We start from the raw sequence: 18,693 nt of genomic DNA on the forward strand, positions 1-18,693 counted from the left end.
GTGCTCACCGGCTCGCCGCGGGGGCGTCCGGGACGGGCACGGCGGCCATGGTCTCGGCCAGCACGCCGTCGGCGGTCGTGCCCCGCACCTCGGCCTGCGCCGTCAGCACCAGCCGGTGCGTGACCACGTGCGGCAGGACGATCCGGACGTCGTCCGGCACGACGTAGTGCCGGCCCTCGCACGCCGCGTAGGCCTGGGCCGCGCGCAGCAGGGCGAGGGAGCCGCGTGTGCTGACGCCGAGTCGCAGGCCCGGCGCCTGCCGCGTCGCGGCGGCGAGCCGGGTGATGTACCCGGCGATGGGCGCGGCGACGTGCACCCGGGCCACGGCCTCCTGGATCCACCGGACCTGGTCGAGGGACGCGATCGCCGGCACCGGCTTGGTCGGGCCCGCCGCGCGCTGCAGCAGCAGCTGCTCCTCGACGTCCTGCGCGGGGTAGCCGACCGAGATGCGCATGAGGAAGCGGTCGAGCTGCGCCTCAGGCAACCGGTAGGTGCCCTCGAGGTCGATCGGGTTCTGGGTGGCGACGACCAGGAACGGCGACGGCACCGGATATCCGGTCCCGTCCACGGTCACGCGCGACTCCTCCATGACCTCCAGCAACGCGGACTGCGTCTTGGGTGAGGCCCGGTTGATCTCGTCGGCGACGACGACGTTGGCGAAGATCGGGCCCTCGTGGAACTCGAAGGTCGCCGTGCGCTGGTCCCACACCGACGTGCCGGTGATGTCGGTGGGCAGCAGGTCGGGCGTGAACTGGATGCGGTGGCTCGTACCGCTCACGCTCTGCGCCAGCGCGCGGGCCAGCGAGGTCTTGCCCGTCCCCGGGACGTCCTCGACGAGCAGGTGGCCGCCGGCCAGCAGACACACCAGGGCCAACCGCACCGTCTCGCGCTTGCCCTGCAGGACGGTCTCGACACCGGCGCCGACGCGCGCGGCGAACTCCGCGATGTAGTCGACGTTCTCGCTGCCGAGGGAGGGCGGCGACGACGGGGACGACGGTGTGCTCACGGGCTCTCGCTTCCGGAGGGGGTGGACGTGGCGGCGGCGCGCAGGCACGCTCGGGTGGCCGTCGCGCCCTTCGGCGGTGCCGTGACCGGCCGGTAGACGTAGGCGACGACGCAGTCGCCTCTCCCGAGGTTGGCGCTGCGGAAGACCCCTTGCCCGGGGGGCAGGCCCCGCGGGGTGAGCTGCCGCGCGCCGGCCTTGCCGAAGACGGTGATGATCACCTCGGAACGGTCGCCGGCCACGCGGGCCGGCAGCGTCCAGTGCACGCTCGGCACCGCGTTCTCGTAGCGCACGGACGCGGCGAGGGGGTACGGCTCGTACTCCGGGGTAACGGCCGGGTCGTCGCGCTGGAGGGCGAACAGGGCGAAACCGCCGCCGAAGCCCAGGACGACCACCGCCGCCAGGGCCCACCACAGCGTGGTGCGGCGGCGACGGTCGGGCTCGGGGTCGACGTGGCGCGCGCCCAACGGGCGGGCCGCGGTGCTCGTCTGCTGCACCCCGGTCGAGCTCCACAGCGCCGCCGGCGCGGGGTCCGGCTCCACGTGTCCGGCCCCGGTGGCGGGCGACGTCGTGCGCAGCGGCGTCTCGATCACCCCGGGCACCGCGGGAGTGACGGGAGTGGGGGGAGCACCGGTCGCCGGCGCGACGACGCCGGGCGCCTCGCCACGCGCGACGCGCTCCCACGCCGCGGCGAGCGCGGCGGCGGCCGGCCGGCTCGCCGGCTCCTTGCCCAGGCAGCTCGCCACCAGCTGCCAGATCTCGTCGGTCAGGCCGTCCGGGCGGGTCGGGTCCTCGTCGAGGTGCGCGCGCAGCAGCGCGGCGGTGGACGATCCGGCGAACGGGCGCCGGCCGGCCAGCAGCTCGTAGGCGGTGATGCCCAGCGCGTAGACGTCCACGGCCGGGGACGGGTCGCGGCCGGCGACGACCTCGGGCGCGACGTAGGCGGGGGTTCCCACGAGCTGCGTCGCCCGCGTCAGCACCGACGGCTCGACCGCGCGCGCCAGGCCGAAGTCGGTGAGTCGGGCGCGGGACCCGGCGCCGCTGCCCTCGACGATCACGTTCTCCGGCTTGAGGTCGCGGTGGACGAACCCCGCGGCGTGTACCGCGGCCAGCGCCGCCGCCGTCTGGGCGAGCAGCCGCGCCGCCTGCGGTTGCGGCAGCGCTCCGCCGGCGAGCACGGAGCGCAGGTCGCGGCCGTCGACGAGGTCCATGACGATCGCGAGGGCGCCGCCCTCGGCGACCAGGTCGTGCACCGCGACGAGGAACGGATGCGAGATCTGCATCAGCGCCGACCGTTCGCGCATGAACCGGGTCACGACCTCGGGGTCCTCGGCGAGCTCGGAACGCAGCAGCTTGACCGCGACCGCGCCGCCGCCGTCGCGGACGTGACCGCGCCACACGTGCCCGGTGGCGCCGCGCCCGATCAGCGCGTCGAGCAGGTAGCGGCTGCCGAGCGGGCGGCCGGTGTCGGCGACGGGCCGGGTCGGGGCCAGGGTGTCCTGCCGCTCGTCGCGTCCGACGCCGTCGATCTTCGCGCTGTGGCTGCTCCCGCTGTGGGTGCTCGCGCTGTGGGTGCTCGCGCTGTCGGTCCGAGCGGACCCGGCGGCCGGCACGGCCGTCGACGTCGCCGCGGGCGCCGCGGGCGCAGCGGGCGCAGCGGGCGCAGCGGCGATCCGCAGCGCCTGCGCGAGCGTCGCGAGGTCGGGGCGGCGGGCGGGCTCGGGCGACAGGGCGGTGCGCAGCGCGTCCTGCACGGCCGCGGGCACGTCGGGGCGCGCGAGCGGCGGTGGCTCGGCCGCGGTGAGCCGGGCGAGCTGGTCGTTCGCCGGGCCGAACGGAGGGCGGCCGGCCAGCAACGTCCAACAGGTGGAGGCGAGGGCGAAGACGTCGGCCGCGACATCGGGCACGCCGCCGCGCAACACCTCGGGGGGCTCGTGGCCGGTGCCGCCCGCGAGCGCCCGGATCTCGGCCAGCGCCGGCGGCAGCGGGCTCGACACCCGCACCGTCGTCCCGTCGCGGTGGAGGGTCTGCGGCGCGATCCCGCCGTGCGGACGACCCAGCTCGTGCAGGACGCGCAGCGCGTCGATGCAGGTGAGGGCGTCGGTGACGACCTGCGCCGCCGGCAGCGGACCGCGACCCAGCTCGTCGGCGAGCGTGGCGCCCGGCCGGCCCGACACCAGGTACGGCCGCACCGCCCTCGGGTCGCCGTACTCGAGCCACGGCAGCAGCGCCGCCCCGCCGGGGCGTCCCGCGGCCACCCGCACCACGTCGTCCAGGGCGGGCTGCTCGCCGCGCAGCCGGCGCCGGACGGCGTTGCCGACGTCGCCGGTGGTGGTGACGAGCCAGCCGGACGCCCCGTCGACGCCGACGACACGCACCGTCACGACGCCGGTTCGCGGCGAGTCGTCCGGCGCGGGGCCGACTGCGGCCCAGCCGATCGGGAGCGGCACCTGGGCCTGCTCTCCGGTGGCTGCGTCCACGACCCTCCCGTCGCCGTCCGGGGCCGACCCGGTCGGATTGCGCGTCAGAGTACCCAGGATCCGCGGCATGTCCGCTCAGCTCCGCGCCTCGCGGGCGGCGGCGTCCGGTACCGCCACCTGGACGATGCTGGTGGCGCCGGACCGGACGAGCAGCGCCCGCCCGGTGGGCCAGCCTCCCGCCGTCGAGCGGGGGAGCTTGACCTCGAACACCTCGCCGTCGACGTGGCTGGCCGGGTTGAGGATGAGCCCGCACCGCTCACGCCGGGCGGTCGCGAGCCATCCCCGGTAGCGGTTGAGCAGGATGTCGTCGGTCGTGCCGGCCGCCAGCAGCACCGAGCCGGTGTCCCGGCTGCCGCGGACGAAGCGTTCCAGGACGGGCTGCAGGGCGTGGTCGTCGAGCAGCTCCGCGTCGTCGACCACGACGACGCGTGGTCCGCCGTCGGCCCCGTCGGCCCCGTCGGCCCCGTCGCCCCCGTCGAGGGCCGCCGCGAGCCGGGCGGCGACGTCGGTGACGAGGACGGTGACGTGCGGCCCGGCCAGCTCCCGCAGCGGTGACGGCCGGGGGGCGGCGACCAGCACCGGCACGGTGCCGTCGAGCGAGCGCACCATCGCCAGCAGCGCGGTCGAGCGGCCCGACCGGGCCGGTCCACACACCACGAAGCTGCCGCCGAGCTCGGCCACGTCGACGTCGACGGGGCCGAGGTGGTCGCCGCCGACGCCGACGGTGACGACGGCGGGACCGCCGGGACGCGCGACGCTTCGCAGCGACTCGAGCTCGGTGGTGCCGATCTCCACGGGCAGGGGGTCCAGGCGCTGCGGCCGCGTGGCGGCGGGCAACCCGTCCCACCGACGCGTCAGCTCCGCGCCGAGCTCGCGCAGCCGGGCGAGCTGCGCCGTGCCGGACGGGTCGGCACCGAGGACGGCGACCTGCACCTCCTCGCCCGTCGGCGTCCAGATCGCCCGGCCGGGCGGCATGCTGCTCGGCACGGCGCGCGCGTCGACGCCGAAGTAGACGAGGTCCTCGGGCGTCGCCTGCGCGAGGACGAGGCGGGCGGCGACGGCCGAGCCGAGCCGGTGGGTCAGACCGGTGCGGTCGGACGCGAGCACGCAGGTGACGCCGACGGCGGGTCCGGTGCGCAGCAGGGTCTCCAGCCGGTCCAGCAGCACCCCGTTGTTCAGCTCCTCGTAGCGGTTGACGAACGACTCGAGCCGGTCGAGCAGCAGCACGACATGCGGCAGCCGGTCCTCGACCGCCACCGCCGCGCGCTGCTCGGTGAGCGAGCCGTGGCCGCCGCCGGCGAAGATGCGCTGCCGCCGGGCGACCTCCTCGGCCAGCATCGCGAACAGCCGTTCGGTGCGCGCCTCGTCCGCCCCGTCGACGACCGCGCCGGTGTGCGGGAAGCCGGCGACGGCGGCGAGGGCGTGGTTGCCGCAGTCGAGGACGTAGAGGTGCACGTCGGCGGGCGAGGCCGCGTCGGCCAGCGAGCCCGCGAGCGTGCGCAGCGCGGTGGAACGCCCCGAGCGGACCGCGCCGCCGACGACGACCGGGCCGGTGCGGTCGAGGTCGAGGGCGAACGGGTCCTGCGCCTGGGCGGCCGGCCGGTCGACGAGGCCCAGGACGGCGCTCGTCGTCACCCGCGGCACGGCGGGCAGCAGGTCGACCGGCACCTCGGCCGGCAGCGGCGGCAGCCAGGGGCGGCGGGGCAGCTCGACGTCGGCGGCCGCGGAGGCCCGCCGGATCGCGCGCACGATCTCGGTCAGGTCGGTCCGGCCGTGGGTGTCGACGTCCGTCGTCACGATCTGCTCGGGCGCCTGCCCGAGCAGGTCGAAGGGGCGGGGCGTGACGGTCGGGGTCGTGTCGACGGCGTCGTCGGGTGGAGCGTCGTCGGCCGGCAGTGGCCAGCCGACCCGCGCGGCCTGGAACGCGGTCAGCTCGCCGTGCCCGGTGCGGACGTACCCGCGGCCGGGCTGCTTGGCCAGGATGCGCGCCGCGGCGGGGGTCTCGATGACGTCGGTCGACTCGGCGTCGGAGGTGACCCGCAGCGAGATGCGCAGGTTCAGGTTCGCCCGCATGTCGGCCGACACGACCCCGCCCGGCCGCTGGGTGGCCAGCACGACGTGCACGCCGAGCGATCGGCCCCGCATGCCGATGCCGACGACACCGGGCACGAAGTCGGGCACCTCCTCGACCAGCGAGGCGAACTCGTCCACCACGATCACCAGCCGCGGCAGCCGGGCGCCGGTGCGGGCCCAGTAGTCGGCGATGTCCTTGGCGCCGGCCTCCGCGAGCAGCGTCTCGCGCCGCTTGAGCTCGGCGGACAGGGAGTCGAGCGCGCGCGTCACGAGATGGCCGTCGAGGTCGGTGATGAGGCCGGCACAGTGCGGCAGCTCCGAGCACGCGGCGAACGCCGACCCACCCTTGTAGTCGACGAGCACGAAGTTGAGCGCGTCCGGCCGGTTGGCGAGCGCGAGCGAGGCGACGAACGTCTGCAGCAGCTCGGACTTGCCCGAGCCGGAGGTACCGGCCACCAGTCCGTGCGGGCCGTCCTTGACGAGGTCGACGACGACCGGCTCACCCGCCGCCATGCCCAGCAGCGCGCGCGACGAGCGGCCGCCGGGTGCGGTGGCCCACCGCCGCGCCACCGCGTCGGCCGCGACCGCGCCGCCCGTGCCGCCCGCGTCGCTCGTGCCCACCACGTCGAGTCCGGCGAGCTCGGTGAAGCGGACCCGGTCGGGCAGCTCGCGTTCGGCGTCACCGTCGCCGAGGGCGTGGATCGGGGTGAGCGAGCGGGCCACGCGCTCGGCGTCGGCGTGTCCGCAGCCGTCGACGAGGACGTCCTCGACCGGCGCCCGGCCGCTGACCCGCACGGTCGCGCGGCTGCCCGTCGGCGTCGCGGCGACGACGGTCGCCCCGCACTCGTCGGGCAACGCCGTCTCGTCGGCGTCCAGGCAGATCGCGTAGACCCCGACGGCCGGGCCGTGGGCGAGCAGCCGGGCGATGCCGGGTACCGCGCGCATGCGGCGCGCGCCGTCGAGCACGACCACCACCGCCCGCCGCGGCGGTGGGCCGCCGGACAGCCGCGCGCGCTGCTCGGCGGTGCGCTCGTCGACGAGGCGGAGCAGCTCGGCCATCCGCGCGGCGGCCTGGTCGCCGTCGACGGCCACCAGCCGACGACACGCGAAGGCGTCCGACGTCGGGCGCGTGTGCGGCAGCCAGCCGGTCCACTCCCAGTCGGTGCGAGTGTCCGAGCCGGTGACCACGACCAGCCCCACGTCCCCGGGGGAGTGCAGGACCGCGGTCTGCGTCACCAGCGCGCGGGCGGCGGCGAGCAGTGCGTCGCGCGGGCCGGCGACGCCGAGCACGCCGGCCTCCCGCAGGCCGATCTCGACGGGGACGTCGTGGACGACGGGCACGACCGGTTCCGGGGCGTCGCTCCCGGCCCGCTGCAACGTCACGGCGGCGGCCCGGTCCGTCAGTCCCACCCGCAGCGAGAGGAAGCGCTCGCCGCGACGGCGGCGCTGCCACAGCGCGGCGTCCGGCGTGACGCCGCGGCGGATCAGCTCGGCCGGATCGGGGGCGGCCGCCCGGCTCTCGCGCTCGTCGCCGCGCACGGCGGCCGCGAGCTCCTCGCGATAGCGCGCGGTGTCGGTCCGGAAGTCGCGCAGCTGCGCCGCGTAGCTCTTCTTGCCGCCACGACGTTCGGACACGGCGTTGGCGACGAGCATGATCGGCGAGAGCAGCATCATGATGACCAGGTACGCCCCGTACTGGGGGAAGATCGCGAAGATCACGCCGCCCAGCACGAGCGGGGCCAGGGCAGCGATCCAGGGCATGCGGAACCCGCCGGGCTTCTTCGGCTCGGCGGGCTCGACCAGGGTGACGGGCCGGCGGGGCGTCTCCAGGTGCGGCGGTCGGTTGAACGCCCGGGTGGCCGACACCGGGTCGTCGGTGAGATCCGCGGCCACGGCGCGAACCGGGCGGGCCTCGACCACGGTCTCGCCGAGCCGCAGCGGCTCGCCGAGGTCGACGTCGGCGAACTCAGGCAGCCGGCTGCCGTGGTGCCCGACCCCGTTGCGCGAGCCGAGGTCGCGCAGCTCCAGGCGGGGCACGCCGTGACCCAGGCGGAACGCGGCGTGCCGGCGACTGACCTCGGGGTCGCGCAGCCGCAGGCCGCAGGCGGGGGAGCGGCCGGCCTCGAGCACCCGGTCGGGGCCGAGCGCGCTGCTCGTCCCGGCGGCGAGCCCGCCGACGGCCGCGACGACGACGGGACCCTCGGCGGCGGGGGGTGCGCCCACCGGCCCGTCCAGCCCGACGACGGCGCCGCTGCGCAGGCCCGCCGCGACCGCCGTCGAGACCGGTTCGGCGTCCGGGACGAGGTGGTGGCCGAGCCACAGGCCGCCCGACCCGCCGGGTGGGGCGGCCGGGGCGAGTGCGGCCCGCAGCTGGGCGACGGTGGTGGCGTCGCCCAGCCGCACGGTGACGTCGCGGCGCTCGTCGGCCGCGACGACGGTCAACTCCAGCTCCACGGTTCTGCGCTCCCCACGTCGCTCCGGCCCGGCCGGACGGTCGGACTCAGTTGCCGGCGCGGTCCAGGGCCAGCTTGCGGGCGTTGACCTCCTGGCCCGCGTCGGTGAGCGCCGCGGACATCTGGTCGAGCGCCGGGCGGAACTGCGACTCCCACGCCTCGCGGAAGCGGGAGGCGGCGCCGCCCTCCCAGTCGGTGCCGTTGATGAGCGCCGAGAGGTTGGCCTTGAGGTCGCTGACGTCGCCGCTGCAGACGCCGAGACGGCGGGAGAGGCTCTCGAGCTGGGGAAGGTCTGCCTTGATCATGAGGTGCTCCTCGACTGCGGGCGGGCCGTTCCCGCCGTGCCGCTCCGACGCTAGGGAGGCCGCGGCCGGCCCGGAATCGGAAACCCTCCCCAGCGGCGAGCGTGGCCGTCAACCCTGCCCGCGCAGCAGCGGGAGGTCCTCTCGCGTCACGAGGCCGGTGGTGAGCGCGTACTCGGCGAGGTTGTTCAACGCGAAGGGCCCGGTCAGGTTGGGCACGCCGGCGTTGGACAGCCGCGCCCGCAGGTATTCGATGCGCTTGACCAACGTCGTGCGGGGCCACCCCAGCCGGGCGGCCGCGGCGGCGTAGGACTTGGGGTTGGGGTCGTAGCGGGTGCCCTCCTCCAGGTAGCCGGCGAACAGCGCGATGAGGGCGGCGCGGTCGGCCGGGTTCACGACGACCTCCTCGCCGATCGTCGTCGGCTGTCCCGCGGCGGGCGTCCCGTCGTCGACCCCGGGGACGTCGGCGGGCGGTGACACCTCCACGAACAGCTCGTAGCTGCGTTCCTGCCCGTCGACGAGGACCCGGATCGGTCCCTCCGCCGCGCGCCGCCGGCCGGGCGGCAGGACGCTGCGCAGTCCGTACTCGTCCACGATCCCGAGCGAGCGGGACGCGCTGGCGTTGACGACCCACCACAGCCCGCTGTCGCGCTCGACGCGCCCGGCCAGGCGGGAGACCGCCAGATCGGTCTCGTCGAGGCACACCGTGCAGCCGGCGGCGCGGCCGAAGGTGAACTCCACACCGGGTTGCACACGGTGCGTAGTCGAGTCGATACGGACGGTGATCGGTTCGGCCTCGTCGGGCTCGGCCTGGCCGGGGAGCTCGTCGGTCATGGTGGGGAGGGTTCCCTATTCCGTGCGGTCTGTGGGTCACTGTCTACTGTGGCGGTCGTTTAACCGCAGGATCGCGGTTCCCCGCGGTCGGGTACAGGTGGGTGGGAGGTCGAGGCCGGTGCGACTGGCTCGCGTGCGGACCCGCCGATCAGGACGGGCAGCCGGTGTCCTGGTGACCGTCGCGGCCGTGAGTGCGGGTCTCGCGGCCTCCCTGGGCGCGGGTTACACCGTGGCCCACGCGGCGCTGCAGGACGGCTCGGCCTACGTCACCAAGGGCTCCACCGTCTCCCACGTCAACGGCGAGTCGCGCACGCTCGACGCCACCTCGCGCGCCGCGCTCGCCACGTCGGGCGAGGCCCTGCGCGTCCGCGCGGTGCCCGGCGACAAGGTCGTCGCGGTGAACCAGAAGACCGGGGTCGTGACCACCGTCGACGGCGGCACCATGACCCCGACCGCGACGGTCCGGCCGAAGCGCGCCACCGTCACCGAACCGTCCGACGTCGTCTCGTCGGGCAAGGGCGCGTGGCTCGTCGACTACGACGGCTCGGCCGTCCGACCGCTCGAGCAGGGCGTCGCCCGCGCTCCGGTCGCCGTGGCGGGCCGGCCCGACGACGCCGCGCCCGGCCCGGCCGGCTCGCTGTTCGTCCTCACCCGCGAGGGCACGCTGGTGCGCGTCGACCGCGACCGCAGCGTGCACCGCGTCGACGTCGACAACGCGCGCAACGGATCGCTCACCGTCGCGGGCTCGCAGGCCTACCTCGTGACGACCGTCGGTGACGTCGTCGCGCTGGACGGGACGTCCGGACGCCGGGTGGCGGCGGTGCAGGGCGCGGCGCCCGGGAGCGACGGTCACGTCCTGGTGGGCTCCTCGCAGGGCTCCGGGGAGCACGTCCTCGTCGTCTCCTCGCGGCTGCTCGCCATCGTCGACCCGCGCACCGGTGGCGTCGGCGACCTCGTCACCCTCCCCACCGCCGACCACCGCCTCGGCCGACCGGTCGAGTACCGCGGCAAGGTCTACGTCCCCGACTACGCCGCCCACAAGCTCGTCGTCGTCGACGTCGCGACCAAGCGGGTCGAGCGCACGCAGCTCACGGTGCCCGGGACGCAGCCGACGTTCGACCTGTTCGTGGCCGGCGGCAAGCTCTGGGCGAACGACCAGTACGCGCAGCGGCTCGTCCAACTCGACGACACCGGTCAGCACCGCGTCGACAAGGGACCCGGCAACGGCGTCCAGGACGACACCCGCAAGCCGCCGCCGACCAGATCGCCGCAGTCGCCCACCAGCACGACGCCGCCGGCCGGCACGCCGCCGAGCCGCTCCGGCGGCTCGAGCAGCCCGACCCGGGACCGCGGCGGGGAGGGGCGCCGGGGCAAGGACCGGACGAACCCGCCGTCGCGGGGCGGTGGCAGCACGGCTCCCCGATACGTGCAGGTGCCGCACTTCCCCGACGGCGTCTACCGCGACGTCGCCTGCTCGCAGCTGGCGGACCTCGGCCTGCGTTGCTCCGCGGTGAGCCGCGAGGTCACCGTTAAGGACAGCGACACCGTCGTCGAGACCTCACCGCGGGCCGGCGCCAAGGTCGCCGAGGGCTCGACGGTCACCGTCATCTACGTCGGCAAGCCCGCGGTGCCCGACGTCGCGAACGACACCCCTGCCGACGCCTGCCACGCGATCGAGCTGGCCGGCCTGCGGTGCCGCACCACGGCCGATACGCCTGCCGAGCAGATCGAGGACTTCGGTGCCGTGACCGGCACCGACCCGCCGAGCGGGCAGCAGGTGGCCACGAACTCGACCGTCGCCGTCCGCTACCGCGGCTCCTTCCGCATGCCGGACTTCTCGGGCACCAAGGGCACGAAGGCGTGCGACCGGTTGCGCGAACTCTCGCTGCAGCTGCCCGACCGGCAGCCGGTCACCGTCGAGTGCACCACGAAGGACGGGGACCCGGCGCCGAAGTCCGAGCCCGACGCGGCGAACGAGGTGTACGAGCAGAAGCCGGCCGGGAACGCGACGTTCACCCCGGGCTCGGGGCACCGCGTCTCGCTGACCGTCCACACCGCCGACGCCGACCTCGCGGACTACACGCTCCGGCGCGGCGGTTACCCGAACGACGCCCAGACCGCCGTCGAGGAGTGCGCCCAGCGCTTCCGCTGCGTCCTGTCCGACCAGCGGGTCCCGGCGGTCGACGGTGGCGCGCACCCGGACTGGGTCGGCAAGGTGGCCGCGATGCAGGACGGCAACGGCAACGACCGCCAGCCCGGCCGCTACCAGGTGGGCGACGCCACGACCGTCGTGATCGTGGCCTACGGCGACCAGGCCCAGGTGCCGAACGTGGTGGGTCAGCAGCCGAGCCAGGGTTGCCAGGCGGTGCAGAGCGCGGGCTTCGAGTGCAGGCTCGAGTACCAGCCCAACCGCGTGGCGCAGGTCAACGGGCAGAGCCCGCAGGGCGGCGCGACCGCCGGCATCAACACGACGGTGACGCTCTACCAGTCCGACAAGCCGACGGTCGTGCTGAACAAGTACCACCGCACCACGGGTTCCGGGACGGGCGTCGTGCGCATCCTGGTCGCCGAGGGCGATCCGGTGCCGCCGAACTACGCCCTGGACGGGCCGGTCGGCTCGGTGTACCGGGCCGGCAGCTACAGCCCCGACTGGCCGCTGAAGGAGTTCACCAACACCGGCACCTGCTCGGGTTACCAGAACAACATCCTGTACTCCCACGGCGCACCCGCCGGCTGCATGTCCCAGGCCAACACGCGCAACGCCGGCGACGTGCTGCCGCCCGACGGCGACACCTGCAGCTGGGGCACGGTCTGGCTGTTCCGCATCAGCAACAAGATCGACAACGACACGATCCAGTTCGACATCGTGCGGGGCACCACGAAGAAGAGCGACGTCCCCGGCACCTCCTACGACGAACCGCTGGGGTGCGTCTACCCGCCGCAATGAGGCGTCCGGCCTTGGGTAGCCCTTCCGATTCCGCGCCGGCGGCGCGATGACGAGACTCGTTCGGAGAGGGCAGCGACCACCCCGGTCGCGCGACAGGGCGGGAGGACGACGATGGTCGCCAAGAATCCGTACGCCGCGGTATGGGAGCACGCCGAGCACAGCCTGCGATACCGCATCGCCGCCGTGCACGACACCGGTGTCGCCGTCGACCAGGCGCGCGACCACCTCACCTGGCAGGGGCCCGCCGCGGACCGGTTCCGCGCGCAGGCCCGTGCCCACCACGACGCGCTGCACCAGCACAACGACGTCCTCCGGCACCTGCTGACGCTGATCCAGCAGGCCGCCGAGGTCAAGGTCCCCGCGTCGAAGCCGGCGGCCCGGTCATGACCGGCATGAGCGAGTACTCGTGGGCCAAGGACCTCCTCACCCGCATGGGCTACGAGGTCAACCAGAACAACGTCACCGCGATCGTCGCGTGGGAGTACGCCGAGGGCGGTCACTTCCACAACGGCGCCCGGTTCAACCCGCTCAACACGACCATGGCGCACGGCCGCTACGGCTCGATGAACTCGGCCGGCGTCGCGACCTACCCGAGCTACGAGGTCGGCATGCGTGAGACCGTCGCGACCCTGCGGCTCGACAGCTACGCCAAGGTGCGCCACAGCCTCGCGACGAGCGCCGCGCCGGCGACCACCGCCGCGGCGGTCGCCGCGTCGCCCTGGGGCACCTGGCACGGCGTCGCGAGCGGCCCCGCCCTGACCCGCGCCCGGGCCACGGTCGGCACGCACGACGGCCTGGCGAAGGGCGGCAAGCACGACGGCAAGCACGACGGCAAGCACGGCGGGCAGGGCCACGGACCCGCGCACGGGAAGGGCGCCGGCACGAAGATCGTCCTCGACCTGCACGAGCTCGACCGGCTCAGCCGCACCTACTGCGGCGCGAGCGACGAGATCCTGCGGCACCGCCGCGTGGTGGCCGACATCGCCGCCGCGATCGAACCCGCGCGCGTGGCCCTGCCCGACCAGGGGCTGGCGACCGTCATCAAGGCGACCTTCGACTGGCTGCTGGAGCCCGGCGGCGGCTTCGAGGACGACGCCCGCCAGCACGACGCGCTGTCCCAGCTCACCGGCGAGATCCACCGGCTCGCGACCGAGGCCGACGGCAACCACAACGGCAGCTGGGGACGGGGCGAGGCGATGGCGTTCGCCGCGAAGCACCAGGGCGAGCAGGGCGCCGCCCTCGACGCCGTGATGGCGGCGCTCGCCGGCGGCACCATCGTCCGTCGCTCGCCCAAGGGAGCCGGCTCGGCCGACGCCGCCCGCGGCACGAACGGCGGCACGAGCAGGGGCGGCGCGAGCAAGGGTGGCGCGAGCAAGGGTGGCGGTTCGGGCGACGGGGGGAGCGGTCGCCAGCAGCAGGTCGACTCGATGCTCGCCGTCGCCCGCGCGCAGCACGCGGTCGAGCACAACCACGACAACAGGACGAAGTACGGCGCGTGGTACGGCAACAACGGTGACGCGTGGTGTGCCCAGTTCGTGTCCTACGTCTTCGCGCACTCCGGGAACCGGCTGCCGGCGATCGACAGCCCGAAGGGCTTCCAGTCCTGCCCGCGGGCGATCACGTACCTGCAGGCACGCCATCAGCTGCACAGCACGCCGAAGGTCGGCGACGTCTTCCTGCGCCGCGACGGCCAGCACACCGGCATCGTGAGCAAGGTCCACGCCGACGGGACCTTCGACACCATCGAGGGCAACGCCGGCCCGCAGACCGACCGCGTCTACCACGGCACCCGCAACACCCACGACGGGCTGTACTGGTTCTGGACCGCGATCCGGTGACCGCGCCGCCCGCGCCGCCCGCGCCGCCCGCGTCGCGTGGCTCCCCAGCTCAGCCGCCGGCGATGAGCGGGTCGCTGAGCAGGTCGGCGAAGGCGAGCTCGGCGGCCCCGAGCAGCGGCGAGTCCGTCCCGAAGGCGGGCTGGATCAGCTCCACGCTGCGGCCCGGCGTCTCGACGGCGTAGTGGCTGACCGCCGCCTCGATCTCCGGCCGCGCGAGGTCGAGCATGTGCGAGAGCGTGCCACCGAGCAGCACGCGCTGCGGGTTGAGCGTGTTCACCAGCGTCCCGATGGTGCGGCCGAGCGGCTCGGCGACGTCGCGGACGGCGCCGACCGCGCTGGCGTCACCACTGCGCGCGTCGGTGAAGAACCGGGACACCGCCTCGTCCGTCGGCGGCAGCGGGCGGCCGGCGCGCGCGAGCAGTGCCCCCTCGCCGATGTAGGTCTCGGTGCAGCCGTGCTTGCCGCAGTGGCACGGTGGGCCGGACGAGTCGATGACGTTGTGCCCGATCTCCCCGGCGTAGCCGTCGTACCCGCGTAGCGGCCGACCGTCGACCACGATGCCGGCGCCGACGCCGGTGCGGCCGAGCAGGTAGACGACGTCGTCGAAGCCGCGGGCGGCACCACGCAGGTGTTCGGCGAAGACCGCGAGGTCGGCGTCGTTGCCGATCCGCACCCGCGTGTGCTCGGGCAGCGCGTCGGTGAGCAGCGCGCCGAACGCGATGTCGTGCCACTCCAGGTTCGGGGCGACCGCGATGTGACCGCTCTCGAGGTCGACCGTCCCGGGCACGCTGACGCCCACCGTGAGCGGGGGAGCCGACCGCCCGGTCGCCCGCGAGACGCGCTCCACGGACTCGACCACGATGCGCGCGGCGGTCTCCGGCTCGCTCGCCGCCGGCCCGGTCGGGACGAGCTGGCGGGCCAGCACGTCACCGCCGAGCCCGATCGCCGCCGTGACGACGTGGGTGACGTCGATGTCGACGGCCACCACGTACGGACCGCGGTCGTGCGGACCGACGACGTGCGACGGCCGGCCCACGCTCGACCCGCCGTTCGGCACGACCTCGCCGACCAGGCCGAGCTCGAGCAGGTCGGCGACCAGCGCTCCCATCGTGGACCGGCTCACCCGCAGCCGCTGGGTCAGCTCGGCCCGGGTCAGCGCACCGTCGCGATGGATGTGGCCGAGGACGAGAGCGAGGTTGTGACGCCGGATCGCATCCGGACGTGCCGCGGGCGACGCGACCACACCCGACTCACCGGGTGCGGGCGCGGCGCCGCGACAGGGCGTCGACCGCGGCAGCGATGAGCAGGACCACGCCGGTGATGACGTTCTGGTACTGCGCCGGCAGGCTCGGCCGCAGCAGGATGCCGTTGGGGATGATCACGATCACGAGCGCGCCGATGACGGCGTCGCGCGCCTTGCCGCGGCCACCGAACAGCGACGTGCCGCCGATGACCGCCGCGGCGACCGAGAACAGCAGGATGTTGCCGGCGCCGAGGTCCAGCGACGCGCTGCCCTGGTACGAGGCCAGGAACGCACCGCCCACGGCGGCGAACGAGGACGACGCGATGAACGCGCTGATCTTGATGCGCGTCACGTCGATGCCCGCCCGGCGCGCCGCCTCGGTGTTGCCACCGGTGGCGAACAGGTGGCGGCCCCACGTCGTCTTGGTGAGCGCGATGGAGCAGACGATCATCAACGCGATCGGGATGGACGCCGCCCACGGGATGCCCTGGATGACGAAGTTGGGGTTCGGGTTGCGGTTCTGCACCGCGAGGAACGTCAGCACCAGGGCCGCCAGCAGGATCAGCCCGCCTCGCAGGAACACGAGCCCGTAGGTGTCGGCGGCGAGACCCCGCTGCTGCGCCCGGAAGGAGCGGAAGACCGTGTACACCAGGTAGCCGCCGCCCACGACGACGGCGAAGACCCAGCTCCAGAACACCGACATGTTGTTGTGCGTCAGGCCGTACCAGAACGGGTAGTTGTTGGTGCCGATCGGATTGCCGTTGAGCGCGAAGAGCACGACGCCCTGCCAGGCAAGGAACAGCGCGAGGGTGACGATGAAGCTCGGGATGCCGACCTTGGCGACGAGGAAGCCGGTGATGATGCCGACCGCGGCGCCGACGCAGATCGAGAAGAGCAGTGCGAGCACGACGTGCTTGTCCAGCCCGACCAGCACGAGCAGCAGCCCGAGCACGACCATGCCGACGCCGATCCACGTCCGCTGCCAGACGCCGAGGGCCAGTGCCACCAGCATCAGGATCAGCATGATCGGGAAGAGCAGCGTCTGGCCCGGGATGCCGCCGCGCAGGCCGTCCGACACGATGGCCTGCGCCGCGAACGAGGCGCAGATGCCGCCGAGGGTGCCGGCGGACAGGTCGATCTCGCCGAGCAGCAGGACGAAGACCAGGCCGAGGGCGATGAGCGCGATGTAGGCGCCCTGGCCCGGCAGCGCGCCGATGTTGCCCTTGCTCAGGAAGCGGTCACTGACCTGGCTGAAGATCAGGCCGAGGACGATCAGGCCCAGGACCGACGGCAGCGCGCCGGGGTCGCCGCCGCGGATCTTGTTGACGTAGCCGCGCAGGCCGAGGCCGATGTTGCGGCGCTCGACATCGAGGGAGAAGCTGCCGGCGCGACCGAGGCGCGAGCTGTCGTCGTCGGTGGCGGCGCTGCTCGTCTTGGCCAGGCTGGGGCGGGAACCGGGATCGGGCGTTGTCATCGCAGGCGGCCTCAGATGTTCTGGTCAGCGGTCTGCGACGCGAGCCCGAGGCTGCCGCTGCGACCGGCGGTGATGAGCTCCACGATCTGCGTGGTGCTGCTGTCCTTGGTGAAGACCTCGGCGGCGATCCGGCCGAGGTAGAGGGCGGCCACGCGGTCCGCGACCTCCATGACGTCGTTCATGTTGTGCGAGATGAGCACGACGCCGAGGCCCTGGTCGGCGAGCCGGCGCACGAGGTCGAGGACCTGGCGGGTCTGCGCGACACCGAGGGCGGCGGTGGGTTCGTCGAGGAACACGACCTTGCTGTTCCAGAGCACGGCCTTGGCGATCGCGACGGTCTGTCGCTGTCCGCCGGAGAGGCTGGCGACGACCTGCCGTACCGAGGACACGGTGCGCACCGACAGGCTCGCGAGCACCTCGCGGGCCTTGCGCTCCATCTCGCCGTCGTTGAGGAAGCCGAAGCGGTGGATCTCGCGGCCCAGGAACATGTTCTGGGTGATGTCGAGGTTGTCGGCCAGCGCGAGGTCCTGGTAGACGAACTCGATGCCGAGGCCGGCGGCGACGCGCGGGTCGTTGATCGTGACCGGCTCGCCCTGCCACAGCACGGTTCCGGTGTCGATGGAGTTGATGCCGGCGATGCACTTCACCAGCGTGGACTTGCCGGCGCCGTTGTCACCGACGAGGGCGGTGACCTCACCGGGGTAGACGTTGAAGTCGACGTCGTGCAGGACGTGAACCGGGCCGAAGCTCTTGTTCAGACCTTGGATCGACAGGATCGGGTCGGGCACTGAATCCTTCTTCTCTACGGGCGCCGGCGGGCGCGTCGGGGCAGGGCTCCGGCGGACATGGAGCGGCGGTGGCCGGGCCGCAACCCGACCACCGCCGCGGCAAACCTACGTCAGGAGCTGATACCGGCGGTCTTGCACTGGCTGGTGAGGCCCTTGCAGAGGTCCGCGGCCTTGACCTGACCCGAGTCGACGACGACCTTCACGTTCGACTTCGTGACGATCTGCGCGGGCAGCAGGAACGCCTGCAGGTCGCGCTTGCCCTTCGGGTCGTTGAACTTGGTCAGCGTGACACCCGCCGAGGCGACGTCCTGGCCCTTGACCAGCGCGATCGCGAGCTTCGAGGCCGCGTCGGCCTCCTTGGCGTACGACTTGTAGATCGTCGCGCACTGGTCGCCGCGCAGGATGTTCTGCAGACCCTCGACGCCGGCGTCCTGGCCGGTGACCGGGACCTTGCCGTTGAGGCCCTTGCTCTTCAGCACGCCGATGACGGCGTTGGCGATGTCGTCGTTGGCCGCGTAGACGCCGTCGACCTTGTTGCTGTTCGCAGCGAGCGCCTGGGTGAACGCCGGGGCCGCGTTGCTGACGGTCCAGCCCTTGACGACGGAGTCGGCGACGACCTTGACCGAGCTGTCGGCCTTGAGCACCTTCTCGGCACCGGACTTGAACAGCACGGCGTTGTTGTCGACGTCGGTGCCGCCGTCCATCTGGATGACCTGGGCGGGGTTCGGCGCCTTGGCGGTCTTGAGGCACTGCACCAGGCTCTGGCCCTGCAGCTGGCCGATCTTCTCGTTGTCGAACGAGACGTAGTAGTCGGCGCTGCCACCGAGGTTGACGCGGTCGTAGTCGATGACCTTGACGCCGGCGGTCTTGGCCTGCGCCTCGACGGCGGCACCCGACGGGGCGTCGATCGAGTCGATGATCAGGACGCTGACGCCCTCGCTGATCATGTTCTGGGCGAGCGAGGCGAACTTGGTCTTGTCACCGCCCGCGTTCTGGATGTCGACCTTGATGCCGGCTGCCTTGAAGGCCTTCGTGAGCAGCGGGGTGTCGAACTCGGTGTACCGGGTGGACGACGTCGTGTCCGGCAGGATCACGCCGACCTGGGTCTTGCCGCTGCTGGCGGACTTGCCCCCGGTGGTCGCGCCCGTCTTGCCGCCGCTGCTACCGCTGCTGTCGGAGTCGGAGCCACAGGCCGTCAGGGCGAAAGCGGCGGCGGTGCCGATCGCCGCAATCGTGAGGATGGACTTGCGCATACGTC

General features: G+C 73.9%; 12 protein-coding genes. 3 read left to right on the forward strand and 9 right to left on the reverse strand.

Annotation, left to right across the window (positions count from 1 at the left end; all coding sequences use genetic code 11):
- Nucleotides 1-4: 4 nt before the first annotated feature.
- The 5 genes from BUE29_RS14410 to BUE29_RS14430 all read right to left on the reverse strand — a co-directional run bounded on the left by BUE29_RS14410 (nt 5) and on the right by BUE29_RS14430 (nt 9,145).
- Nucleotides 5-1,006 (reverse strand): AAA family ATPase, encoded by a 1,002-nt coding sequence (locus BUE29_RS14410; protein ID WP_084181047.1) that lies wholly within the window; start codon nt 1,004-1,006, stop codon nt 5-7.
- Entirely contained in the window at nt 1,003-3,483 is a 2,481-nt protein-coding gene (locus BUE29_RS14415; RefSeq protein ID WP_073390959.1) for a protein kinase domain-containing protein, read from the reverse strand. Before BUE29_RS14415 ends, BUE29_RS14410 begins: the two co-directional genes overlap by 4 nt.
- A gap of 75 nt (nt 3,484-3,558) precedes the next feature.
- Nucleotides 3,559-8,010, reverse strand: coding sequence for a type VII secretion EssC family protein (locus BUE29_RS14420; RefSeq protein ID WP_073390960.1), 4,452 nt, complete (start codon nt 8,008-8,010; stop codon nt 3,559-3,561).
- A 46-nt stretch (nt 8,011-8,056) separates the two neighbouring features.
- The gene (locus BUE29_RS14425) at nt 8,057-8,314 is read right to left on the reverse strand and encodes a WXG100 family type VII secretion target (RefSeq protein WP_073390961.1); all 258 of its coding nucleotides are present in this window, start codon (nt 8,312-8,314) and stop codon (nt 8,057-8,059) included.
- 108 nt (nt 8,315-8,422) lie between these two features.
- Nucleotides 8,423-9,145 carry a hypothetical protein gene (locus tag BUE29_RS14430; protein WP_073390962.1) on the reverse strand — a complete coding sequence of 241 codons (723 nt, stop codon included), beginning with the start codon at nt 9,143-9,145 and terminating at the stop codon, nt 8,423-8,425.
- Nucleotides 9,146-9,332: 187 nt separating this feature from the next.
- Between BUE29_RS14430 and BUE29_RS14435 the strand changes: the two genes are divergently transcribed.
- The 3 genes from BUE29_RS14435 (at nt 9,333) to BUE29_RS14445 (ending at nt 13,930) form a co-directional block, all read left to right on the forward strand.
- Entirely contained in the window at nt 9,333-12,092 is a 2,760-nt protein-coding gene (locus BUE29_RS14435; RefSeq protein WP_143168177.1) for a PASTA domain-containing protein, read from the forward strand.
- Nucleotides 12,093-12,203: 111 nt separating this feature from the next.
- A complete protein-coding gene (locus BUE29_RS14440) occupies nt 12,204-12,479 on the forward strand; it encodes a hypothetical protein (protein WP_073390964.1) in 276 nt (91 codons plus the stop codon).
- A 5-nt stretch (nt 12,480-12,484) separates the two neighbouring features.
- Nucleotides 12,485-13,930, forward strand: a complete 1,446-nt coding sequence (locus BUE29_RS14445; protein WP_143168178.1) for a CHAP domain-containing protein — start codon at nt 12,485-12,487, stop codon at nt 13,928-13,930.
- Between the two features lie 49 nt (nt 13,931-13,979).
- Here the strand turns inward: BUE29_RS14445 and BUE29_RS14450 are convergent, their stop codons facing one another.
- The 4 genes from BUE29_RS14450 to BUE29_RS14465 all read right to left on the reverse strand — a co-directional run bounded on the left by BUE29_RS14450 (nt 13,980) and on the right by BUE29_RS14465 (nt 18,688).
- Entirely contained in the window at nt 13,980-15,173 is a 1,194-nt protein-coding gene (locus BUE29_RS14450; protein WP_073390966.1) for an ROK family transcriptional regulator, read from the reverse strand.
- A gap of 7 nt (nt 15,174-15,180) precedes the next feature.
- Complete coding sequence (locus tag BUE29_RS14455) at nt 15,181-16,647, reverse strand: sugar ABC transporter permease (protein WP_073390967.1); 1,467 nt, start codon at nt 16,645-16,647, stop codon at nt 15,181-15,183.
- Nucleotides 16,648-16,658: 11 nt separating this feature from the next.
- Entirely contained in the window at nt 16,659-17,435 is a 777-nt protein-coding gene (locus BUE29_RS14460; protein ID WP_073390968.1) for an ATP-binding cassette domain-containing protein, read from the reverse strand.
- 110 nt (nt 17,436-17,545) lie between these two features.
- Nucleotides 17,546-18,688: a sugar ABC transporter substrate-binding protein gene (locus BUE29_RS14465; RefSeq protein WP_073390969.1), complete on the reverse strand. Its 1,143-nt coding sequence runs from the start codon at nt 18,686-18,688 to the stop codon at nt 17,546-17,548.
- Between the last annotated feature and the right edge of the window lie 5 nt (nt 18,689-18,693).

Source organism: Jatrophihabitans endophyticus, from assembly GCF_900129455.1.
In the GTDB taxonomy this organism is placed as follows: domain Bacteria; phylum Actinomycetota; class Actinomycetes; order Mycobacteriales; family Jatrophihabitantaceae; genus Jatrophihabitans; species Jatrophihabitans endophyticus.